Source organism: Streptomyces sp. NPDC042346 (genome assembly GCF_055581845.1).
In genome coordinates, this window is the sequence record NZ_JBVJEH010000001.1 from 1,159,739 (window position 1) to 1,180,600 (window position 20,862).

A 20,862-nucleotide genomic window follows, 5' to 3' on the forward strand; every position below is an offset into this window, starting at 1 on the left:
CCCCCGTCCGACGACCGTCGGGCGGGGGTGTTCCGTTCACCGCGTCAAGGACTCCTCAGGCGCTCGGCATCGCCGTGAAGGCCGCCGAGGAGAGGGAGGTGGCCTCCTGTTCGCAGGTGGCGGCCGGGTGTCTCTTGCCGCCCAGGGAGACGACGACCACCAGGTTGCCCTTGCGGGCGTAGAGCGTGCAGGTGGTCTGTTCGTCGCTCGGGGCGCTCCAGAAGGCCTCGTCGGCGAAGGCGAGGCCGGATGCCTGGCGTTCGCCCTCCGCGTCGTCGGCGAACTCGTTCTCCTGGCGGTCCGTGGCGTTCTCGTCGGTGCCCGCGCTGCGGCGCAGTTCCCAGCGGATCATGGCGTGGGAGTAGAAGTTCCAGCCGTCGGCCTGCGGCTCGTCCTTGTCGTTCCAGGAGCAGCTGGTCGTGGCCGTGTCCGAGTACTCGGTGTACGCGTCCCGGGCCGGGTTCCGTCCCGGGAGCGGGAGCTTCGGGGCCACGTCCGCGCAGACCGGCATCGTCACGTAGGCGTCCGGCGGGCCGTCCGCCAGTCCGCCGTCCTTCAGGGCCCACCACCCGCCGGCGCCGAGGACGCACAGGGCGACGGCTGCGGCGACGGCCATGGGGCCCCGGCGGCGGCGGACCGGCGGAGCGGCGGGGGAGAACTGGGTGACCGCGGCCGTCGGGGCCGTGTGGGCCCTTCCGGGCGGTACCACCATCGTGCGTTCGGGGTCCCCGTCGAGCGGGCTGAGCAGGTGGTCGACGGCCCGCTGCTGGTCGGTGATCATCGCGTGGACGGCCGGCGGCCACGGCCGGGCCGTCGGGGCCGCCGGGCCGAGCGCGGCGAGGAGCCGGCCGGGGGTGGGGCGGGCCGCCGGATCCTTGGCCAGGCACCAGGCCAGGAGGCCGGTCAGCTCCGGCGGTACGGCGGCGAGGTCGGGTTCCGTGTGGACGACGTTGTAGAGGGACTGGAGCGTCGACGGGCCCGCGAACGGGCTCGTACCCGTCGCGGCCATGGCCAGGACCGAGCCGAGGGAGAAGACGTCGCTCGCCGGGGTGAGCTCCTTCCCCTCGGCCTGTTCGGGCGACATGAACGCGGGCGAGCCGACGACCAGACCGGTCCCGGTCAGCTCGGTGACGTTCCCCGCCTCGGCGATCCGGGCGATGCCGAAGTCGATGACCCTGGCGCCGTCCCCCGAGAGCAGGACGTTCTCCGGCTTCAGGTCGCGGTGCACGATCCCCGCCCGGTGGATCTCCTCCAGGGCCGTCGCCAGCTGTACGGCCAGCCGCCGCACCGTCTCGGCGGGCAGGGTGCCGGACCGTTCCACCGCCGCTCCGAGCGAGGGGCCCGCGACGAACACGGAGGCCAGCCAGGGCACGGGGGCGTCCGCGTCGGCGGCCAGCACGGCCGCCGTGCAGGCGCCGGACACCTTCCGCGAGGCGTCGACCTCCCGCCGGAACCGGGCGCGGAAGTCCTCGTCGTGGGCGAACCGGGCGTGCACCTGCTTCACGGCGGCGAGCCGCCCGTCGGGCGCGGCGCCGAGGTAGACGCGGCCCATGCCGCCGCGTCCGAGCTCGGCGAGGAGCCGGTACGGCCCGGCCTCGCGGGGGTCGGTGGGGCCCAGGGGTCTCGTCACTGTGCCGCCGCCTTCGTCTTGACGAGCGCGAAGGCCTGCCTCGCGCTCTCCTCGGTCAGGGCCTCGCACGTGCCCAGGGGGTAGTTGGGGCCCTTCACCTGGACGAAGAGCTCCAGGTTGACGTCCCGGGCGTACAGCACGCAGTGGCCGTCGTGTTTGTACCAGAGGGCCTCCTCGGCGAAGTCGAGCGTGGAGACCCGCTCGGTGGCGCCGCGGATGTACATGCCCTCGTAGCGCTTCTTCGCGCCTTCGGCGCCGGTGGGGCCGCCCGGCTTGCTGCGGTAGAGGTCCCAGACGAGGACGATCTGGTCGCCGGAGCGGGTGTTCCAGGTGCACTGGTTCGACGTGGCGCCGTCGTACTGGGTGTGCGGGGGCCCGCCGTCCTGGACCCGCTGCTGGGTGAACCCGGCCGGCACCTTCACCTTCGGGCGCAGCTGTACGCAGGAGGGGAGGGGCCCCGCGTACGTGTCGGCCACCTGGCTCAGCGGGACGTTCCCCGGCGTCGGGACGGGCTCGTCCGCGAACGCGTAGTACACGTCGTCCGCCCAGCCGTTGACCGCGACCAGTGCCCCGGTGACGACCAGGACCCCGGCGGCGACGGCGGCGGCCGTCCAGAGCCGGCGGCCCCGGCTCCGTACCCGGGGGAGGGGCGCCGGTGGCGGCGCCGCGGGCGCCGGCGCCGCGCCCACCAGCCGGTCGATCTCCGCCGACTGCTCCGCGATCCGCCGGTGCACGGCCTCCGGCCACGGCCGCGCCGACGGCGGCACCGGCCCGATGAGGGCGAGGATGTCCTGCGGGGACGGGCGCAGAGCGGGGTCCTTGGCGAGGCAGGCCGCGAGGAGCCCGCGCAGCCCCGGCGGTACGGCGCCGAGGTCGGGTTCCTCGTGGGCGATGCTGTACATCAGCGCGGGCGCAGAGGCGCCGTTGAACGGCGTCTTCCCCGTACAGGCCACGACCAGGGTCGCGCCGAGCGCGAAGACGTCGGCCGCGAGGGCCGGCGCCCCGCCCGTGATCTGCTCGGGCGCCATGAACGCGGGGGAGCCGATGAGCGCGCCCGTGTGCGTGAGCTTCGTCAGGTGGTCGCCCGCGCGGGCGATGCCGAAGTCGATCACCCGGACGCCGTCGCCGGTGAGCATCACGTTCGACGGCTTCAGGTCCCGGTGGACGAGGCCCACCCGGTGGATGTCGGCCAGCGCCTGGGCGAGGCCCGCGGCCAGCTGCCGTACCGCCTGCTCCGGCAGGAAGCCCTCCGCGAGGACGTCGCTCAGCGGGAGCCCGGGGAGGAAGAGCGACGCGAGCCACGGTGTCGGGGCGTCCGGGTCGGCGTCGACCACGGGTGCCGTGTAGGCACCGGACACCCGCCGCGAGGCGTCCACCTCGCGGCGGAACCGCGACCGGAAGCCCTCGTCGTCGGCCAGGTCGGCGTGCACCTGCTTGACGGCCACGAGGCTGCCGTTCGGCGCGACGCCGAGCAGCACCCGGCCCATCCCGCCCTGCCCGAGCACCGCGACCGTACGGAACGGCCCCACCTCTGTCGGGTCGTTCGGCGTCCAGGGACGCATGTGATCACCCTCCCCCGTGAATGCGGAAGGGATCCTAATCGGGGCGGCGGCGGATCACTCCGGATTCCCCGCGTGATCCACAAGACATCCACGAGCAGGGTCAGTTCAGGCGCGCTCTCGCCGCCAGGGCCCGGCGGCGGATGGTCGTCGCCGCCTCCGGGTCCACCGCGTCCATCACCCGCGCGTACGCCTCCATCTCCACCGCCCCCGCGAGGAACTCACCGCGCTGGACGAGCAGCTCCGCGCGCTCGTAGCGCAGCCGCGCCGGGTGGGAGGGCAGCAGCAGCGCGAGCTCCACGGCCCACAGGCCCACGTCGGAGCGCTCGGGGCGGGGGGCCGCCCAGGCGCGGATGTTGTTGAGGACGCGCAGCACGATCGCGCCGGGCTCGGCCGGCCGGAGCATGGAGCGGTCGAGGGACTCGCCCGTCGCGCTCGCCACGAGCAGCTCCGCGTCCGCGCCCGTCATCGCCCGGCCGCCGGCGAAGGGGTCGGCGAGGTTCAGGTCGGCGGGGTCGCCGAAGCCGACGACGAAGTGGCCGGGGAGGCCGAGTCCGTACACGGGGGCACCGGCCCGGCGGGCGACCTCCATCCACACGACGGAGAGCAGGATCGGCAGGCCCCGGCGGCGGCGCAGCACCTCGTGCAGGAGCGAGGACTCCAGACGCTGGTAGTCGGCGGGCACGCCCTCGAAGCCCTCGCGGTCGCCGAGGAGCGCGGCGAGCTCGCCGGCCCAGTCGCCGGTGGTGCGGGTCGCGTAGGGGACGAGTCCGGCGAGGCGGTCCAGCTCGATCTCGGCCTCGTCGATGGCGTGCCGGGTGACGGTCGGGTCGGCGACCGCTCCGACGAGCAGACAGAGCCGGGCGAGGTCGGGCCGCTCGGCCCGGGCCTCCTCCGCGAATTCGCGCCGCCAGTCGGGCACGTCCTCCAGCGGTTCGTCGCCCGCCCCTTCGTCCGGTCCGTCGGACCCGGCTCCGTGCTCCGTCACGCCTCCGTCACGCCTCCGACCATCGGTAGTGGTGGTAGTGGTGGTGGACCGCGAAGCCCATCCGGTCGTACAACGCCAGGGCGCCGTCGTTGTCCGCCTCCACCTGGAGCCAGGCCGCCGACGCGCCCTCGTCGAGCGCCTGCCGGGCGAGCGCCGTCATGACGGTCGTCGCCAGGCCCTGCCGCCGGAGGGCGGGGTCGACCTCGACGGCCATGAAGCCCGCCCAGCGGCCGTCGACGACGCAGCGTCCGATCGCCGCCGGTACCTCTCCCGTGCCCGCCACGGACGCGAACCACACACTGGGGCCGGAGGTGAGGACGGGCCGTACCGCGGGGCTCGGTTCCCCGAAGCGCTGGTAGCGGCCCAGCCAGGCCTCGTCGACCGTGCGGGAGAGGCGTACGGCGGAGACGTCGGCGTCCAGGTCGCCGATCGGGGCGAGCGCTCCGATCCGGACCTGGGCGGAGACCTCGCGCCGCCAGCCGTGCCGGTCGAGCGCCGCGCACAGCAGTTCCTGGGTGCCCTCGGCGCCGGTCGCGGTCTGGATGTACGCGGGGAGCTTCCGGGCCGCGTACCAGTCCCGTACGCGGGTCAGCGCGTCCTCCACCGGGAGCCCCGGATCGCCGAGCGGCAGCGCGGAGTTGGCCCGGCGGGTGAATCCGTCGGCGGCCCGCAGGGTCCACTCGCCGAGCGGCTCGCTCTCGACCGGCTGCCAGGCGCGCGCGGTGGCCCGGGCCAGCTCCGGGAAGGTGGCCGACGGGCCCCTGCGGCGGGCCGGAGCGGGGGGTACGACCTTGCCCGCGACCAGAGCGGTTTCCGCGATCCGGACGGTTTCACCGCTCTTTCGTGTGATCAGCAGCACACCGGAATCCCATGATGTGAGAACTCCGACCGCGTCGGTGAACTTCTCGCCCGCTGCGGCCGAGTCTGTCACGTACCGAACGGAGACACGTTTTCCCACGTCAGCGCTGGTGATTCGGACCTCGACGAGTCCTCCGCCGATCAATTCCACAGCTTCTCCGCCCCTCCTGTTCGGATCGCCCCCAAGAACGGAGATACTAGGTGCGGGCATCGACGACGCCGCGCTCCCGCGCAGACCAGCCCTATCGAGGAGGAACGACAGCGTGACCTACGTCATCGCGCAGCCTTGTGTCGACGTGAAGGACAAGGCGTGCATCGAGGAGTGCCCCGTCGACTGCATCTACGAGGGCAAGCGGTCCTTGTACATCCACCCGGACGAATGCGTCGACTGCGGGGCCTGTGAGCCGGTCTGCCCGGTTGAGGCGATCTTCTACGAGGACGACACCCCGGAGGAGTGGAAGGACTACTACAAGGCGAACGTCGAGTTCTTCGACGAGCTCGGTTCGCCCGGTGGTGCCTCCAAGCTCGGCGAGATCGAGCGCGACCACCCCTTCATCGCCGCCCTGCCGCCGCAGAACGGCTGATCGACCGCATCCGGTCCCGTACGGCGTCGGTCGCCGTGCGGGACCGAGGCGTTTTCCCGTACGTACAGGAAGTGAGAGCCAACCCGTGAGCGCAGTCTCTTCGCGCCTGCCCGTCTTCCCCTGGGACAAGCTGGAGCCGTACAAGAAGACGGCCGTGGCGCACCCGGACGGAATCGTGGACCTCTCGGTCGGCACGCCCGTCGACCCGGTCCCCGCGCTGATCCAGGACGCCCTGGTCGCGGCGGCGGACTCGCCGGGCTATCCCACGGTGTGGGGGACGAAAGAGCTGCGGGACGCGCTCACCGGCTGGTGCGAACGCCGTCTCGGCGCCGTGGACTTCGCCCACGAGAACGTCCTGCCGGTGGTCGGCTCCAAGGAGCTCGTCGCCTGGCTGCCGACGCAGCTCGGGCTCGGCGCCGGCGACCGGGTCGCGTACCCGCGCCTCGCCTACCCGACGTACGAGGTCGGCGCGCGGCTCTGCGGCGCGGAGCCGGTCGTCTACGACGACCCGACGGAGCTCGACCCGGCGGGTCTGAAGCTGCTCTGGCTGAACTCCCCGTCCAACCCGACCGGCAAGGTCCTGGGCAAGGACGAGCTGACCCGGATCGTGGCCTGGGCGCGCGAGCACGGCGTGCTCGTCTTCTCCGACGAGTGCTACCTGGAGCTGGGCTGGGAGGCCGACCCGGTCTCCGTCCTGCACCCGGACGTCTGCGGCGGTTCGTACGAGGGGATCGTCGCCGTCCACTCGCTCTCCAAGCGCTCCAACCTGGCCGGCTACCGCGCCGCGTTCATCGCGGGCGACGCGGCCGTGCTCGGCGAGCTGCTCCTGATCCGCAAGCACGGCGGCATGATGACCGCGGCCCCGGTGCAGGCGGCGACGGTCGCGGCGCTCGGCGACGACGCGCACGTGGCCGAGCAGCGGGCGCGGTACGCGGCCCGCCGGGCGTCGCTGCGGGCGGCCCTGGAGGCGCACGGCTTCCGGATCGAGCACAGCGAGGCGAGCCTGTACCTGTGGGCGACCCGGGACGAGCCGTGCTGGGAGACCGTGGCGTACCTGGCGGACAAGGGCATCCTCGTGGCGCCCGGCGACTTCTACGGCGAGGCCGGGGAGCGGTTCGTGCGGGTGGCGTTCACGGCGACGGACGAGCGGGTCGAGGCGGCGGTCAAGCGGCTCGGCTAGGGCCTGTCCGGCGGGACATGCGGGAGGGCCCGGGGAGCATCACCTGCTCCCCGGGCCCTCCCGCGTTTCTGCGTTCTCGCGTTCTCGCGTTTCCGTGGTTTCGCGTTTCCGCGCTTCCGTGCGGGATCAGCCGATCGGCAGGCCGCCCAGGGACGGGGCGGCCGGGAGGCCGCCGCCCAGGGCGCCGGCGGCCGGGCCCTGCGCGCTCTCGCCGGCGGCGCCGGCGGTCTTGCCGACGACCTCTCCGGTGCTGCCGGCGGCCTCGCCGGCCAGCTCCTGCGCGGCCGGGGTGGCGGTCTTGCCCGCCGCGCCCGCGGTCTTGCCGACGGCCGGGACGGCCGTGCCGACGGCCTGGCTGCCGGTCGCGCCGACGACGCCGGTGGCGGCCTGCGCGCCGCTGTCGACGGCGTCGCCCGCACCGGCGGCGTCCAGGGCGGTGACGCCGCCGAGGGCGTTGGTCGGCGCGATGCCGTGGTCCAGGGCGCTCGCGGAACCGGCCGCACCGACCACGGGGGCTGCTCCGGCCGCGATGAGGAGGGCGGCGCGGGCGATCCGACGGGTCAGGGGGAGGGACATGGTGCTCCTTCGACGGGGTGCGACGAGTGGTGTTCGGACGCAGTGACAACCGGCTCCGGGGTGGGAGAGGTTGCGGCGGTCGAAGGTAAAGGATTGGCAATGCGTCGTATTGTCGGGTGGGGAGGAAAATGGACGAACGTCTCATTGTCGGTCGCCTGCCGAACCGTCACTTCCCTTGCGCCGCAAGGGAGTTGAGGTGTCACGGCCCGACGCGGAAATGCGCCCCCGAACTGCGCCCGAATTCCCCGGCATTCCGTCCGGGCGAATGCCACGAAGGAGTGAACGACCGTACGGGCGACCGGCTACCGAGCGAGCCGGAGACGGACCGAACCCGCATCGGACGAGGCACCGGAAGCCCCGTCGGAGCCCGCCTCGGAGGCGCCCGACGAGGTCTTCTCCCAGCCGCCGGACGAGTCGCTCGCGCGCCACACCCGGCTTCCGTACGCGACCTCCGTGACGCGCAGCTCGTCCGCCCGCGCCACCGCCCACTGCGCCACTTCCCAGCCGCGCCGCTCGTCCGACCCGACCCCCGGGGCCCTGTCCGCGCCGGGCGCCGTCCGGACCGGCACCACGAGCACCGGCGGCTCCGCGGCCGACCGGCCCGCGCTCGCCCCGCCCGTGACCGCCTTCGGCGCCGCCTTCTCGCCGAAGGCCCGCACCAGCTCCGTACGCACCCGCTCCGGATCGCCCGGCGGGCCCTCCAGGTCGCTCGCCGTACAGGTCAGCGCGGCCGGCGCCCGGCCCGTCAGCGCCGCCGAGAGCAGGGTGGCGTCCGGCTCGTGCTTGGCGTACGCCTGCGGGAAACCGCTCCGCTGCACCTTCTGCGCCGCCACCGTCAGCGGCAGCCGCGAGTACCCCGGGACCTTCTCCAGACCCTCGTAGAACTTCCCCGCCGAGTACACCGGGTCCATGATCTGCGCCGGCGTCCCCCAGCCCTGCGAGGGCCGCTGCTGGAACAGGCCGAGCGAGTCCCGGTCACCGTGCTGGATGTTCCGCAGCGCCGACTCCTGGAGCGCCGTCGCGAGCGCGATCGTCACCGCCCGCTCCGGCAGCCCCCGGGTGGTGCCGACCGCCGAGATCGTCGCCGCGTTCGACGCCTGCTCCGGCGTGAACTCGTACCGGCTCTCGCCGGTGCCGACACTGCACCGAGGCGTGCCCTTGCTCCCTGTCACCTGGTGGAAGGCCACGTACGAGGCCAGGCCGAGGAGCGCGGCGAGGGTGGCCGCGGAACGGGCGAGACGGCCGCGGCGGGCGGGGCGGCCGCGACGTGCGGGGCGGGTGGGCTCGGACACGGGGCCCACCGTACTGGAGGCCGGGTTAGGGTCGGCACATGGCTGACATCACTCCTCGCGAGACCCGGCTGGACCTCTCCCAGGACGGGGCCGCGCTCACCGCCGCCCTCGTCGACTTCCCGTCCGTGAGCGGGACGGAGCAGCCCCTCGCGGACGCCATCGAGGAGGCCCTGCGGGCCCTGCCGCACCTCACCGTCGACCGTTACGGCAACAACGTCGTCGCCCGGACGCGCCTCGGCCGCGCCGAGCGGGTCGTCCTCGCCGGCCACATCGACACCGTGCCGATCGCCGACAACGTCCCCTCGCGCCTCGACGAGGACGGCATCCTCTGGGGCTGCGGCACGAGCGACATGAAGTCCGGCGTCGCCGTCCAGCTCCGGATCGCCGCCACCGTGCCCGAGCCCAACCGCGACCTCACCTTCGTCTTCTACGACAACGAGGAGGTCGCCGCCGACCTCAACGGCCTCGGGAAGATCGCCGCCGCGCACCCCGACTGGCTGGAGGGCGACTTCGCCGTCCTCCTGGAGCCCTCCGACGCCCAGGTCGAGGGCGGCTGCCAGGGCACCCTGCGCGTCATCCTGCACACCGCGGGCGAGCGCGCCCACTCCGCGCGCTCCTGGATGGGCTCCAACGCCATCCACACCGCCGCCCCGATCCTCGCCCGCCTCGCCGCGTACGAGCCGCGCAAGCCGGTCATCGACGGCCTGGAGTACCACGAGGGCCTCAACGCGGTCGCGATCCAGGGCGGCGTCGCCACCAACGTCATCCCCGACGCGTGCACGGTCACCGTCAACTACCGGTACGCCCCCGACCGCTCCCCGGCCGAGGCGCTGGCGTACGTCCGTGAGTTCTTCGCCGACTGCGAGATCTCCGAGTTCGTCGTCGACGACGAGAGCCCCGGCGCGCTGCCCGGCCTCTCCCACCCGGCCGCCGAGGCCTTCATGAAGGCCGTCGGCGGCAGCGCGCAGCCCAAGTTCGGCTGGACCGACGTGTCGCGCTTCAGCGCCCTCGGAGTGCCCGCCGTCAACTACGGTCCCGGCGACCCGATCTACGCGCACAAGCGCGACGAGCACGTCCCCGTCGACAGGATCCACCACTGCGAGGCACGTCTCCGCGACTGGCTGACCGCCTGACTTCCGTAATTTCGCGTTTCGTCACCTCTGTCGTCCTACGCTGACCGGACCAAGAAGATCAGTGGATCGGCGGAGGGAGCAGGCCATGGGCATTCCCGAGGGAATGGCGAAGCCCGAGGAGCAGCGTCTGGGGCCGGTGCTGAGGCGCAGGGACCAGGTCCAGTCGGGCACCACGGACCAGCGGCTGCTCGACACCGAGGGCGACTCGGAGTGGGTGCACACGGACCCCTGGAGGGTCATGCGCATCCAGTCCGAGTTCGTCGAGGGCTTCGGAGCACTCGCCGAACTGCCGAGCGCGATCAGCGTCTTCGGCTCGGCCCGCACGAAGCCGGACTCGCCGGAGTACGAGGCGGGCGTGCGGATCGGCCGGGCGCTCGTCGAGGCCGGTTTCGCGGTCATCACGGGTGGCGGCCCGGGCGCCATGGAGGCGGCCAACAAGGGGGCCCGCGAGGCCAAGGGCGTCTCGGTGGGCCTCGGGATCGAGCTCCCCTTCGAGCAGGGGCTCAACCCGCACGTCGACATCGGCGTGAACTTCCGCTACTTCTTCGTCCGCAAGACGATGTTCGTGAAGTACGCGCAGGGCTTCGTCGTCCTGCCCGGCGGCCTCGGCACCCTCGACGAGCTCTTCGAGGCGCTGACCCTGGTCCAGACCCGCAAGGTCACCCGCTTCCCGATCGTCCTCTTCGGCACGGAGTACTGGAAGGGCCTCGTCGACTGGCTGCGCGACTCGGTCGTCGCGGGCGGCAAGGCCTCGGAGCGCGACCTGCTCCTCTTCCACGTCACGGACGACGTGGAAGAGGCGGTCGCGCTGGTGACCAAGGAGACCGGCAAGTAGGGAAACCCAGCCCGTCCGGGGGTCCCCCCCACGCCCTCCGGGCGTAGGGGGAGTTCGAGGGCCGGGGTCCGGGGCAGAGCCCCGGTTTCGGGAAGGGGCGGGGTGGGGGAGAGCCCGCCGCAGGCGCCCCCACCCCCTCCCGCACCCGGCCCGCCTACGCCAGCCCGCGCCGCGCGACGGCCGGCGGCCGGTGCCCGGCGATGGACGCCACCATGTCGAGCACCTGGCGGGTCTCGGCGACCTCGTGCACCCGGTAGACCTGCGCCCCCAGCCACGCCGACACGGCCGTCGTCGCCAGCGTTCCGAGCACCCGCTCCTTGACCGGCCGGTCGAGCGTCTCGCCGACGAAGTCCTTGTTGGAAAGGGAAACCAGCACCGGCCACCCGGTCTCCGCCATCTCGCCGAGCCGCCGCGTCGCCTCCAGGCTGTGCCGGGTGTTCTTCCCGAAGTCGTGCCCGGGGTCGATCATGATCCCGTCGCGCCGCACCCCCAGGGCCACCGCCCGCTCCGCGAGCCCCACGGTCACCCGCAGGATGTCGGCCATCACGTCCTCGTACGCGACCCGGTGCGGCCGCGTCCGCGGCTCCGCGCCGCCCGCGTGCGTACACACCAGCCCCGCGCCGTACTTGGCGGCCACCTCCGCGAGCCCGGGGTCGACCCCGCCCCACGCGTCGTTCAGGAGGTCCGCCCCGGCCTCGCAGACCGCCGCGCCGACATCCGCCCGCCAGGTGTCCACGCTGATCACCACGTCGGGGTGACGCCTGCGGACCTCCGCGACGAAACCGACCGTCCGCCGGGCCTCCTCCTCGGCCGTGACCTCCTCGCCGGGGCCCGCCTTCACCCCGCCGATGTCGATGATCGCCGCGCCCTCGGCCACGGCCCGCTCCACGCGGGCGAGCGCCGGCTCGTCCCGGAAGGTGGCGCCCTGGTCGTAGAAAGAATCCGGGGTCCGGTTCACGATCGCCATGATCACCGGCTCGTGCGGCCCGAATTCACGCCGTCCCAAGCGCAGCATCCCTTTTGTCCTCCCTCGCGTACGTTCGCTGCGACCCTAACCGTCAGTGGCGCATGGCACGATCGGCACGGGACGAATTCCACTCCGGGAAGAGGCGCGCAGGTGTTCTGGTTTCTGCTCATCACGATGGTCGTGGTCGTGGCCGCGGTGACTCTGGCGGTGGTCGGCGGAGGCGACAGCGAGGTGCTGCCGGAGGTGGCGCCCGAGCAGCTCGTCGACCCCCTCCCGGCGGCCCGCCCGGTCGACCGCGCCGACGTCGAGGCGCTCCGCCTCCCCGTCGCGGTCCGCGGCTACCGGATGGCTGACGTGGACGACGTCCTCGTCCGTCTCGGCGCCGAACTCGCCGAGCGGGACTCCCGGATCGCCGAGCTGGAGGAGGCGCTCGCGGGCGCGTCCGCCGGCGACGGAGAGGACGACGGCTCATGACGGACGGCGGACCGGTCCCGGGTCCCGACGGACGGCTGCGCTGCCCCTGGGGCCTGTCGGCCGAGGACTACGTGGCGTACCACGACGAGGAGTGGGGCCGCCCGGTCCACGGCGACGACGAGCTCTTCGAGCGGCTCTGCCTGGAGGCCTTCCAGTCGGGCCTGTCCTGGATCACGATCCTGCGCCGCCGCGAGGGCTTCCGGCGGGCCTTCGACGGCTTCCGCATCGCCTCCGTCGCCGGCTTCGGCGAGGCCGACCGGGAGCGGCTCCTCGCCGACGAGGGCATCATCCGCAACCGCGCCAAGGTCGACGCGACCCTGGCCAACGCCAAGCTGCTGGCCACCTGGTCCCCGGGCGAGCTCGACGCCCTGATCTGGTCCCACGCCCCCGACCCCGCCGGCCGCCCCGCCCCGCGCTCGGTCTCCGACGTCCCGGCGGTCACGGACGAGTCCACGGCCCTCGCCAAGGCCCTCAAGAAGCGCGGCATCCGCTTCGTCGGCCCCACCACGGCCTACGCCCTGATGCAGGCCTGCGGCCTGGTCGACGACCACGTGGAGGGCTGCGTGGCCCGGGGCGGCCGGTAGAGCACCGCCCCGGGGTCGTGGGGCCGTCGGACAGGTCCTAGCGGCCCAGGTACTTCGGCTTCTCCTTGGCGATGAAGGCGCGGACGGCGATCGTGTGGTCCTCCGAGGCGCCCGCGAGGGACTGGAGTTCGTCCTCCTTCTCCAGGGCCTCGGCGAGGGAGTGGTCCGCGCCGTAGGCCAGGGACTCCTTCAGGGCCGCGTAGGCCACCGTGGGGCCCTCCGCGAGGGCGCGGGCGACCTTCGTGGCCTCGGCGGTGAGGTCGGCGGCCGGGACCAGGCGGTTCACGATGCCGAGCTCGTACGCCTCCTGGGCGGTGATCGAGCGCGGGAAGAGCAGCAGGTCCGACGCCCGGCTCGCGCCGATCAGCCGGGGCAGCGTCCAGGACATGCCCGAGTCCGAGGTGAGCGCGACGCCCGCGAAGGACGTGTTGAACGCGGCCGTGTCCGCGACGACCCGGTAGTCCGCCGCCAGCGCGAAGCCGAAGCCCGCCCCCGCCGCGACGCCGTTCACGCCCGCCACGACCGGCTTCCGCATGCCGGTGAGCGCCCTGACGATCGGGTTGTAGTGGTCCCGGACCGTGTTCATGGTGTCGCGCGTGCCGGACTCCTTGTCCGCCATCAGCAGACCCACGTGCTCCTTGAGGTCCTGGCCGACGCAGAACGCCCGGTCGCCCGCCGCCGTGAGCAGGACGGCCCGTACGGCGGTGTCCGCCGCGGCCGTTTCCACGGCGTCCCGGAGGGCGACCTTCGCCGCCACGTTCATCGCGTTCATGGCCTCGGGCCGGTTGAGCGTGATGGTGGCGAGCCCGTCGCTCACCTCGTACAGCACCGTGTCGGCCATGGGGTTCCCTTCGCCTCTTTGCGTGGTTGACCTGCTCAGCATGGCGGAGATCACCCGCACCGCACATGTGAGCTGCGTCAAACAATTCCGGCCGTCGAGGCGATCCGGGGCGGCGCAGTATCGCAGCCCGATCGCCGAAATGTGGGGTTTTGCGAGAGCGCGTTGCGCAAGCGATGCAGATCGATGTTGGTCATCGGGTCCTGCGATGCGGGATAATGACCTGGAAGCAATGTGTTCGAAGCCGGTGAAGCGTGCTCCGCATCAAAGAGCTGCCCGGCTGACGATGAGCTGGTTTCAGGAAGGGGAACAAGCATGGCGGCCATGAAGCCGCGGACGGGTGACGGCCCGCTCGAGGTGACCAAGGAGGGGCGGGGCATCGTCATGCGCGTTCCGCTCGAAGGCGGCGGTCGGCTTGTCGTCGAGCTGACCCCGGGTGAGGCCGAGGCGCTGGGCGACGCCCTGAAGAAGGTCGTCGGCTGACCTGACCCTCGACGATTCCTCGCCACTGCCCCGGGACGGTTTCACCGTGCCGGGGCAGCGGTGTGTCCGGGGGCGGGCGCCAGGGCCCTGAGGAGATGCCGGGCGTCAGGGGACGCGCGTCGGCGGATGCGAGGCGTCAGCCCCGGCGTACGGCGCAGAGCAGGCCGTCGCCCACCGGCAGCAGCGAGGGCAGCAGCTCCTGGCTCTCCCGCACCGTGCGCAGCAGCTCGCGGACCCGCAGGACCTCCGCCGGCTGGGCCGCCGAGTCGACCGTACGGCCGTCCGCGAAGACGCCCTCGAAGCAGACGAGACCGCCAGGTCGGAGCAGGCGCAACGATTCAGCGAGGTAGTCCAGGTACTCCAGACGGTCCCCGTCGCAGAAGACGAGGTCGTATCCGCCGTCCGCGAGACGCGGCAGGACGTCGAGGGCGCGGCCGGGGATGAACCGGGCCCGGTTGCCGGCGAAGCCCGCCGCGCGGAACGCCGTCTTCGCGAACTGCTGGCGCTCCGGCTGGAGGTCCACCGTGGTCAGGACACCGTCGGGCCGCATCCCGAGCAGCAGGTAGATGCCCGACACGCCCGTGCCGGTACCGATCTCCGCCACCGCCTTGGCGTCCGCCGTGGCCGCGAGCAGGCGCAGCGCGCCACCGGTGCCGGGCGACACCGAGGGCAGCCCTGCCTCCCGGGCCCGGTCCCGGGCCCAGCGCAGAGCTTCGTCCTCGGCGACAAAGGCGTCGGCGAACGACCAGCTCGTCTGCCGGTTGGCGGTAATGGCCCTCTCCTGTCCCCGTAGTTGACGCAACGGTGACTGTATCCGCTGTCAGCGGGAACCCGCAGATGGGACCGCGCGTTCACTGGAGGCAGGACGCGCCCGGCGGCAGTCGGGCGAGCCGGTTCCAAATTCGCGTAAAGATTCTTATCCGGAGCTAACGGGCGAGGTGGCTATGGTAGGGGCTCCACTGGACACCACCAGAGCCGACAGGGGAGGTGCGGCTGCGCCTGTGGATCGGGGAGGAGTGCTTCGGCGTCTTCTCAGGTCGGCGGGTGAGCCGAAATCCGTGACCGACACCGCTGACCGAATCCGCACCACCGACTCCGCTCCCACCACCGCGACCTTCGCATCGGATGCGGAATCGCAGGCGTGGACTCCGCCCACCTGGGAGGAGATCGTCAGCACGCACAGTGGCCGGGTCTACCGCCTCGCCTACCGCCTCACCGGCAACCAGCACGACGCCGAGGACCTCACCCAGGAGGTCTTCGTCCGCGTTTTCCGCTCGCTGTCGACGTACACGCCGGGCACCTTCGAGGGCTGGCTCCACCGCATCACCACCAATCTCTTCCTCGACATGGTCCGTCGCAAGCAGCGCATCCGTTTCGACGCGCTCGCCGACGACGCCGCCGAGCGGCTGCCCAGCCGTGAGCCGTCGCCGCAGCAGGTGTTCAACGACACCCACTTCGACGCCGACGTGCAGCAGGCCCTCGACACCCTCGCGCCCGAGTTCCGCGCCGCGGTCGTCCTCTGCGACATCGAAGGACTGTCGTACGAGGAGATCGCCGCGACCCTCGGCGTGAAGCTCGGCACCGTCCGCAGCCGGATCCACCGCGGGCGTTCCCACCTGCGCAAGGCGCTCAAGCACCGCTCGCCCGAGGCCCGGGCGGAGCGTGCGCTCGCCTCCGTCGGATGGGAGGCAGGGACAGCGTGAGCGGCACACGTCCCTCGTCGCCGACCCCCGCGGAACACCACCTCGGGGACCGGCTCGCTGCGCTCGTCGACGGCGAGCTCGGCCACGACGCCCGGGAGCGGGTGCTCGCGCACCTCGCGACCTGCGCGCGCTGCAAGGCCGAGGCCGACGCCCAGCGCACCGTCAAGAGCGTCTTCGCCTCCGCGGCGCCCCCGCCGCCCTCGGAGGGCTTCCTCGCCCGGCTCCAGGGGCTCCCCGGGGGACCAGGTGACCCCTCGGGCGGCTCCGGCGGGCCCGGAGCATCGCGAGGGCCCCTGGAGGAGCTGCTCGGCTCGGCGGCGCTGAAGTCCGACGGCTTCGCCACCGCCGCGGTCGTCACCCCGGGCTCCCCGCACCACGGCACCGGCTTCCGGATCCACGAGGTCGGCGACCGCGCCTCCGGCACGTCCGGGCGCGGCCGGCGCTTCGCCTTCGCGGCGGCCAGCGCGGTCTCGTTCGCCGCGATCGCCCTCGGCGGCACCATGCCGATGGAGACCTCCGTGAGCGCGAGCGGACGCGGCGGGCAGGGCACGGGCAGCGCGGTCACCCCGCTGCGCACCACGGCCACGGGCGGCGCCCCGGGCACGGGTGCCGTGCGCGGTACGCGCTCCGGGGAACGGACGGGCGCCCAGTCCGTCGCCGAGGAGCCGCTCACCCCGCTCACGCCCCTCGTGGCGCGTACGGACGGCCGGGCTCCCGCGGGCACCGTCCCCTCGGGTGCGGTTCCGCCGGACGCGGTGCGCTCCGGCGCGGCTCCGCTGGTGGCGGTGCGCCTCCAGAACCAGGCCACGCAGTCGTTCTTCGCCCTCTCGCCGTTCATACGCCCGACGGGCCCGGCCCTCGATCTGGCCTTCGCCCCCGGTCCCAGCCCGGCGGCGAGCCCGACGAACGCACCGCTCGGCTCCCACCGCTGACCCGCGACCTGGTTGAATCCAGGGACAGGGGCGCCCGAGCGGGGGCGCGGACGGGTCAGCGGTTGCGGGGAGAGCATGAACGACGGGAAGCCGAACTGGTGGAGCCGGCCTTCGACGGCACCGGAGGCGGCGCGGATACCCTCGCCGCCTCCGACCGACGGCGGTGACGACGGTGACGGTGACTTCCCCCTGCCCGCGCCCCAGCCGCCGGTCGAGGCGGAGACCGAGGCCGTGGTCGTGGCCGAGGACGGGACCCGGGCCGGGGCCGAGGACGGGACCGCGGAGATCTCCGTCGTGTCCCAGCCCGAGCCCGAGCAACAGCCCGAGCCGGCACCCACCGTGCTGCTGACGAAGGACGAGCCGGCGGACGCTCCGGTGGCCGACGCCCCGGTGGCGGCCGCCCAGCCCGCCCCCCAGCCCCTGCACGCGCCCGACGAGTACCGGACGCCGCCCTACGGCGAGCCCGGCCCGTGGGCGCCCGCGCCGCCCGTGCAGCACCCGGCGGCCCCCGCGCCGCCGCAGGGCCCCGTACCGCCGCAGGCACAGGCCCCCGTGGCCCCCGTACCGCCGCAGCAGGCCGCCGTGCCCCCCGTACCGCCGCAGCAGGGCGGGACCGCCCCGTGGATGCAGTACGACCCCTGGGGCGGGGCCGTCGGCGGCGTAGGGGTCCTGCCGCCGCCCGCGAAGAAGTCCCGGAAGGGCCTCGCGCTCGCCGGGGCGCTGGTCTTCGCCCTCGTCACCGGCGTCATCGGCGGCGGCATCGGCGCCTACGTCGAGCGGAACGGCGGGCTCACCACCGTCGAGCTGCCCCAGGCCGATTCCGGGGACACCGACCGCGCCCCCGAGAGCGTGGCCGGGATCGCGGCCAGCGCGCTGCCCGGCGTCGTCACCCTGCACGTCAGCGGCGGCGGCTCCTCCGGCACCGGCACCGGCTTCGTCCTGGACACCAAGGGCCACATCCTCACCAACAACCACGTGGTCGACGCGGCCGAGTCCTCCGGGGACATCACCGTGACCTTCTCCAGCGGCGAGACCGCCCGCGCGAAGATCGTCGGCAAGGACACCGGCTACGACCTCGCCGTCGTCCAGGTCACCGGCGTCTCCGGCCTCAAGCCGCTGCCCCTCGGCAACTCCGACAACGTCCGCGTCGGCGACCCCGTCGTCGCCATCGGCGCCCCCTTCGACCTCTCCAACACCGTGACCTCCGGGATCATCAGCGCCAAGGAGCGCCCGATCACCGCCGGCGGCGAGAAGGGCGACGGCACCGACATCAGCTACGTCGACGCCCTCCAGACCGACGCCCCGATCAACCCCGGCAACTCCGGCGGACCGCTGCTCGACTCCAAGGCCCGGGTCATCGGCATCAACAGCGCGATCCGCTCCACCGGCGGTTCCGGCGACGGCGACGGAGGCGGCGCCGGCCAGCCCGGCTCCATCGGCCTCGGCTTCGCCATACCGATCAACCAGGGCAAGCGCGTCGCCGAGGAGCTCATCAACACCGGCAAGGCCACCCACCCCGTCATCGGTGTGAGCCTCGACATGCAGTTCAACGGCGACGGTGCCCGGGTCGGCGAGAAGGGCAAGGACGGCGCCGCCTCCGTCACCCCCGGTGGCCCGGCCGCCGCTGCGGGGCTCCGCCCCGGCGACGTCATCACCAAGGTCGACGGCCAGCGGGTGCACAACGGCGAGGAGTTGATCGTGAAGATCCGCGCCCACCGCCCCGGCGACAAACTGCGGCTCACCCTCACCCGCGGCGGCAAGGAACTGACGAAGACGCTGACACTTGGATCGTCGCAGGGCACATGAGTGCCATGTGGTGGACACCGGGAGGTACCCGTCCGACAGTTTCGGCGGGTACCGTGGACCGGGCCCTGGACCGGCGTGAAGGAGCTACTAGGTGTTCAGCGACATAGGCGCACTCGAGCTGGTGGCCCTCGTGGTCCTCGCCGTGCTCGTCTTCGGGCCTGACAAGCTCCCGAAGGTCATCCAGGACGTCTCGCGCTTCATCAAGAAGGTCCGTGACTTCTCGGACAGCGCGAAGGAGGACATCCGCAGCGAGCTGGGGCCGGAGTTCAAGGACTTCGAGTTCGAGGACCTCAACCCGAAGACGTTCCTCCGCAAGCAGATGGAGGGGAACGACGACCTCAAGGAGCTCAAGGAGCTGCGCGGCTCGTTCGACCTCAAGAAGGAGATGAACGACGTCGCCGACGCGGTCCACGGCCGTGAGCCGCAGCCCTCGGCGGTCAACGGTTCCGCCGGCGCGGGCACTCCCGACCTCCTCAAGAAGCAGGACAAGCCGGACAACAACGAGCGTCCGCCGTACGACTCCGACGCGACCTGACGACGGGCTGTCACCGACCCGACGCGTCCCGGTGGCTATCCTCCCTCTGTTGACGGAACGAGGAGGCGGCCGAGATGGAGACCACCAGTCGGGTGGAGGGCGTACCGACGGCCCGGCGTACGCCCGAGGGCTATCTGCGCGCGCCCTTCGCCTGGTACGGCCTCGACGAGGCCTTCACCGGGCCGCGCTGGCTGATGCAGGTCGGCACGGCGGCGGACGGCAGTGTGCAGCACGGTTCGACGGGGCACGGTGACGAGCCGTCCATAAAGTCGGACGCGCGGGCCGCGGAGAAGGAGCGTTTCGCCGTCGTGGTGACGGTCGCGGCGAGCCCGGTCCGGCGGACCGGCGACGGTACGGGCGTCCTCGACGCCACGACGGTCTCGTCCGCGGCCTGGCTGGCCGGCTCGGGGCTCCTGGTCCACACCTGGCCCGCGTCGCTCGACCACGGGCTGCGCGACAACTGGCTGGACCAGCAGACGGAGACGGCCTTCGAGCTCGCCGACGACCTCGACGGGCCCGCCTGGTCGACGCTCTCGCTCCCCGTGGACGGGGTGCCGATGCCCTTCCACTACCGCGAGTCCGAGTTCGGCTGGGTGCTCGCCGGGTCGGCCGCGGGGGTGCACCTCGGGGCGTACGGGCGGGGGATGAGCGCGTACGGGCTGGGGTTCTCGCAGATCCCCGACCTGGAGGCGTACGCCTAGGAACGGCGAAAGGGGCACCCCACGAGGGGTGCCCCTTTTCCGATGCTCAGAACTTGTTGCGGGGCGTGATGCCCAGGCTCATGCCCGACAGGCCGCGCTGACGGCCGCCCAGCTTGCCGGCGATCGCGCGCAGCGCCGCGCCCGCCGGGGAGTCCGGGTCGGAGAGGACGACGGGCTTGCCCTCGTCGCCGCCCTCGCGCAGCCGCACGTCGATCGGGATCGAGCCGAGGACGGGGACGTTCGTGCCCGTCGTCTGCGTCAGGCCGTCCGCGACCCGCTGGCCGCCGCCCGTGCCGAACACGTCGACGATCTCGTCGCAGTGCGGACACGGCAGGCCCGCCATGTTCTCGACGACGCCGACGATCTTCTGGTGCGTCTGCACGGCGATCGAGCCGGCCCGCTCGGCGACCTCGGCCGCCGCCTGCTGCGGGGTGGTGACGACGAGGATCTCCGCGTTCGGGACGAGCTGCGCGACCGAGATCGCGATGTCGCCGGTGCCCGGGGGCAGGTCGAGCAGGAGGACGTCCAGGTCGCCCCAGTACACGTCCGCGAGGAACTGCTGGAGCGCGCGGTGCAGCATGGGGCCGCGCCACACCACCGGGGCGTTGCCCGGGGTGAACATGCCGATGGAGATGACCTTCACGCCGTTCGCCGACGGCGGCATGATCATGTTCTCGACCTGGGTCGGACGGCCGTCCGCGCCCAGCATCCGCGGCACGCTGTGGCCGTAGATGTCGGCGTCGACGACACCGACCTTCAGACCGTCCGCGGCCATCGCCGCGGCCAGGTTCACGGTCACGGAGGACTTGCCTACGCCGCCCTTGCCGGAGGCGACCGCGTACACCCGGGTCAGCGAGCCCGGCTTCGCGAACGGCACCTCGCGCTCCGCGCCCGTCCCGCGCAGCGCCGCGGCCAGCTCCTTGCGCTGCTCGTCGCTCATCACGTCGAGCGTGACGTCGACGGCGGTGACGCCCTCGACGCGGGAGACGGCCTCGGTCACGCGCTGCGTGATCGTGTCGCGCATCGGGCAGCCGGAGACGGTCAGGTAGACCGTGACGGCGACCCTGCCGTCCGGTTCGATCTCCACCGACTTGACCATGCCGAGCTCAGTGATGGGCTTGTTGATCTCGGGGTCGTTCACCGTCGCCAGTGCTTCGAGCACCGCGTCTTCCATAGCCATACCGACGATGGTACGGCGCCGACC

Annotated in this window: 22 protein-coding genes; 12 read left to right on the forward strand and 10 right to left on the reverse strand. The window is 73.0% G+C overall.

The window, feature by feature from the left end; translation table 11 throughout:
• Nucleotides 1-55 precede the first annotated feature (55 nt).
• The 4 genes from ACZ6K0_RS05545 to ACZ6K0_RS05560 all read right to left on the reverse strand — a co-directional run bounded on the left by ACZ6K0_RS05545 (nt 56) and on the right by ACZ6K0_RS05560 (nt 5,186).
• Nucleotides 56-1,630, reverse strand: coding sequence for a serine/threonine-protein kinase (locus ACZ6K0_RS05545; RefSeq protein ID WP_469227753.1), 1,575 nt, complete (start codon nt 1,628-1,630; stop codon nt 56-58).
• Complete coding sequence (locus ACZ6K0_RS05550) at nt 1,627-3,192, reverse strand: serine/threonine-protein kinase (protein WP_469227752.1); 1,566 nt, start codon at nt 3,190-3,192, stop codon at nt 1,627-1,629. Before ACZ6K0_RS05550 ends, ACZ6K0_RS05545 begins: the two co-directional genes overlap by 4 nt.
• 100 nt (nt 3,193-3,292) lie before the next feature.
• A complete protein-coding gene (locus tag ACZ6K0_RS05555; RefSeq protein ID WP_376412683.1) occupies nt 3,293-4,120 on the reverse strand; it encodes a transglutaminase-like and tetratricopeptide repeat-containing protein in 828 nt (275 codons plus the stop codon).
• A gap of 64 nt (nt 4,121-4,184) precedes the next feature.
• Nucleotides 4,185-5,186, reverse strand: a complete 1,002-nt coding sequence (locus tag ACZ6K0_RS05560) for a GNAT family N-acetyltransferase (RefSeq protein WP_376412626.1) — start codon at nt 5,184-5,186, stop codon at nt 4,185-4,187.
• Between the two features lie 112 nt (nt 5,187-5,298).
• Here ACZ6K0_RS05560 and fdxA point away from each other — a divergent pair, with 112 nt between their 5' ends.
• Both fdxA and ACZ6K0_RS05570 read left to right on the forward strand, forming a co-directional pair.
• On the forward strand, nt 5,299-5,619 hold the full coding sequence (fdxA, locus tag ACZ6K0_RS05565) for a ferredoxin (protein WP_015035968.1): 321 nt from the start codon (nt 5,299-5,301) through the stop codon (nt 5,617-5,619).
• An 85-nt stretch (nt 5,620-5,704) separates the two neighbouring features.
• Complete coding sequence (locus ACZ6K0_RS05570) at nt 5,705-6,799, forward strand: bifunctional succinyldiaminopimelate transaminase/glutamate-prephenate aminotransferase (protein ID WP_376412623.1); 1,095 nt, start codon at nt 5,705-5,707, stop codon at nt 6,797-6,799.
• 126 nt (nt 6,800-6,925) lie between these two features.
• Here ACZ6K0_RS05570 and ACZ6K0_RS05575 read toward each other — a convergent pair whose 3' ends face one another.
• Nucleotides 6,926-7,375, reverse strand: coding sequence for an ATP-binding protein (locus ACZ6K0_RS05575; RefSeq protein WP_376412620.1), 450 nt, complete (start codon nt 7,373-7,375; stop codon nt 6,926-6,928).
• Nucleotides 7,376-7,677: 302 nt separating this feature from the next.
• Nucleotides 7,678-8,676, reverse strand: a complete 999-nt coding sequence (locus tag ACZ6K0_RS05580) for a VldE C-terminal domain-containing protein (protein WP_469227750.1) — start codon at nt 8,674-8,676, stop codon at nt 7,678-7,680.
• Nucleotides 8,677-8,705: 29 nt separating this feature from the next.
• Between ACZ6K0_RS05580 and dapE the strand changes: the two genes are divergently transcribed.
• Nucleotides 8,706-9,800 (forward strand): succinyl-diaminopimelate desuccinylase, encoded by a 1,095-nt coding sequence (gene dapE / locus ACZ6K0_RS05585; protein ID WP_376412615.1) that lies wholly within the window; start codon nt 8,706-8,708, stop codon nt 9,798-9,800.
• 85 nt (nt 9,801-9,885) lie between these two features.
• The gene (locus tag ACZ6K0_RS05590) at nt 9,886-10,635 is read left to right on the forward strand and encodes an LOG family protein (protein ID WP_376412613.1); all 750 of its coding nucleotides are present in this window, start codon (nt 9,886-9,888) and stop codon (nt 10,633-10,635) included.
• Nucleotides 10,636-10,789: 154 nt separating this feature from the next.
• Here the strand turns inward: ACZ6K0_RS05590 and folP are convergent, their stop codons facing one another.
• Nucleotides 10,790-11,650: a dihydropteroate synthase gene (folP, locus tag ACZ6K0_RS05595; RefSeq protein ID WP_469227748.1), complete on the reverse strand. Its 861-nt coding sequence runs from the start codon at nt 11,648-11,650 to the stop codon at nt 10,790-10,792.
• 102 nt (nt 11,651-11,752) lie between these two features.
• Between folP and ACZ6K0_RS05600 the strand changes: the two genes are divergently transcribed.
• Together ACZ6K0_RS05600 and ACZ6K0_RS05605 are read left to right on the forward strand one after the other, a co-directional pair.
• Entirely contained in the window at nt 11,753-12,076 is a 324-nt protein-coding gene (locus ACZ6K0_RS05600; RefSeq protein WP_469227746.1) for a hypothetical protein, read from the forward strand.
• Nucleotides 12,073-12,660, forward strand: a complete 588-nt coding sequence (locus tag ACZ6K0_RS05605; RefSeq protein ID WP_376412607.1) for a DNA-3-methyladenine glycosylase I — start codon at nt 12,073-12,075, stop codon at nt 12,658-12,660. The genes ACZ6K0_RS05600 and ACZ6K0_RS05605 overlap by 4 nt, the downstream gene beginning before the upstream one ends.
• Before the next feature lie 37 nt (nt 12,661-12,697).
• Here ACZ6K0_RS05605 and chcB read toward each other — a convergent pair whose 3' ends face one another.
• Nucleotides 12,698-13,501 (reverse strand): 2-cyclohexenylcarbonyl CoA isomerase, encoded by an 804-nt coding sequence (chcB, locus tag ACZ6K0_RS05610; protein WP_376412599.1) that lies wholly within the window; start codon nt 13,499-13,501, stop codon nt 12,698-12,700.
• 312 nt (nt 13,502-13,813) lie between these two features.
• Here chcB and ACZ6K0_RS05615 point away from each other — a divergent pair, with 312 nt between their 5' ends.
• On the forward strand, nt 13,814-13,981 hold the full coding sequence (locus ACZ6K0_RS05615; RefSeq protein ID WP_017239934.1) for a DUF3117 domain-containing protein: 168 nt from the start codon (nt 13,814-13,816) through the stop codon (nt 13,979-13,981).
• A gap of 136 nt (nt 13,982-14,117) precedes the next feature.
• Here ACZ6K0_RS05615 and ACZ6K0_RS05620 read toward each other — a convergent pair whose 3' ends face one another.
• A complete protein-coding gene (locus ACZ6K0_RS05620; protein ID WP_024759307.1) occupies nt 14,118-14,783 on the reverse strand; it encodes an O-methyltransferase in 666 nt (221 codons plus the stop codon).
• A 142-nt stretch (nt 14,784-14,925) separates the two neighbouring features.
• On the opposite strand from ACZ6K0_RS05620, the gene sigE reads away from it, so the two are divergent.
• The 5 genes from sigE to ACZ6K0_RS05645 all read left to right on the forward strand — a co-directional run bounded on the left by sigE (nt 14,926) and on the right by ACZ6K0_RS05645 (nt 19,658).
• A complete protein-coding gene (sigE, locus tag ACZ6K0_RS05625) occupies nt 14,926-15,684 on the forward strand; it encodes an RNA polymerase sigma factor SigE (RefSeq protein ID WP_125745465.1) in 759 nt (252 codons plus the stop codon).
• Nucleotides 15,681-16,616, forward strand: a complete 936-nt coding sequence (locus ACZ6K0_RS05630) for an anti-sigma factor family protein (RefSeq protein ID WP_469227743.1) — start codon at nt 15,681-15,683, stop codon at nt 16,614-16,616. The genes sigE and ACZ6K0_RS05630 overlap by 4 nt, the downstream gene beginning before the upstream one ends.
• A 75-nt stretch (nt 16,617-16,691) precedes the next feature.
• On the forward strand, nt 16,692-18,422 hold the full coding sequence (locus tag ACZ6K0_RS05635; protein WP_469227742.1) for a S1C family serine protease: 1,731 nt from the start codon (nt 16,692-16,694) through the stop codon (nt 18,420-18,422).
• A 91-nt stretch (nt 18,423-18,513) separates the two neighbouring features.
• Nucleotides 18,514-18,957: a sec-independent translocase gene (locus ACZ6K0_RS05640; RefSeq protein ID WP_376412587.1), complete on the forward strand. Its 444-nt coding sequence runs from the start codon at nt 18,514-18,516 to the stop codon at nt 18,955-18,957.
• Nucleotides 18,958-19,031: 74 nt separating this feature from the next.
• On the forward strand, nt 19,032-19,658 hold the full coding sequence (locus ACZ6K0_RS05645; RefSeq protein ID WP_376412584.1) for a hypothetical protein: 627 nt from the start codon (nt 19,032-19,034) through the stop codon (nt 19,656-19,658).
• A gap of 46 nt (nt 19,659-19,704) precedes the next feature.
• On the opposite strand, the gene ACZ6K0_RS05650 is transcribed toward ACZ6K0_RS05645, so the two are convergent.
• Nucleotides 19,705-20,838, reverse strand: a complete 1,134-nt coding sequence (locus ACZ6K0_RS05650; RefSeq protein WP_376412581.1) for an Mrp/NBP35 family ATP-binding protein — start codon at nt 20,836-20,838, stop codon at nt 19,705-19,707.
• Nucleotides 20,839-20,862 lie beyond the last annotated feature (24 nt).

What these genes read in the sequence shown, in the direction of transcription:
- ACZ6K0_RS05550 (WP_469227752.1), bottom strand. Translation starts at nt 3,192, where the DNA reads ATGCGTCCCTGGACGCCGAACGACCCGACAGAGGTGGGGCCGTTCCGT.
- ACZ6K0_RS05575 (WP_376412620.1), bottom strand. Translation starts at nt 7,375, where the DNA reads ATGTCCCTCCCCCTGACCCGTCGGATCGCCCGCGCCGCCCTCCTCATC.
- dapE (WP_376412615.1), top strand. Translation starts at nt 8,706, where the DNA reads ATGGCTGACATCACTCCTCGCGAGACCCGGCTGGACCTCTCCCAGGAC.
- ACZ6K0_RS05590 (WP_376412613.1), top strand. Translation starts at nt 9,886, where the DNA reads ATGGGCATTCCCGAGGGAATGGCGAAGCCCGAGGAGCAGCGTCTGGGG.
- folP (WP_469227748.1), bottom strand. Translation starts at nt 11,650, where the DNA reads ATGCTGCGCTTGGGACGGCGTGAATTCGGGCCGCACGAGCCGGTGATC.
- ACZ6K0_RS05605 (WP_376412607.1), top strand. Translation starts at nt 12,073, where the DNA reads ATGACGGACGGCGGACCGGTCCCGGGTCCCGACGGACGGCTGCGCTGC.
- chcB (WP_376412599.1), bottom strand. Translation starts at nt 13,501, where the DNA reads ATGGCCGACACGGTGCTGTACGAGGTGAGCGACGGGCTCGCCACCATC.
- ACZ6K0_RS05615 (WP_017239934.1), top strand. Translation starts at nt 13,814, where the DNA reads ATGGCGGCCATGAAGCCGCGGACGGGTGACGGCCCGCTCGAGGTGACC.
- sigE (WP_125745465.1), top strand. Translation starts at nt 14,926, where the DNA reads ATGGTAGGGGCTCCACTGGACACCACCAGAGCCGACAGGGGAGGTGCG.
- ACZ6K0_RS05635 (WP_469227742.1), top strand. Translation starts at nt 16,692, where the DNA reads ATGAACGACGGGAAGCCGAACTGGTGGAGCCGGCCTTCGACGGCACCG.
- ACZ6K0_RS05645 (WP_376412584.1), top strand. Translation starts at nt 19,032, where the DNA reads ATGGAGACCACCAGTCGGGTGGAGGGCGTACCGACGGCCCGGCGTACG.
- ACZ6K0_RS05650 (WP_376412581.1), bottom strand. Translation starts at nt 20,838, where the DNA reads ATGGCTATGGAAGACGCGGTGCTCGAAGCACTGGCGACGGTGAACGAC.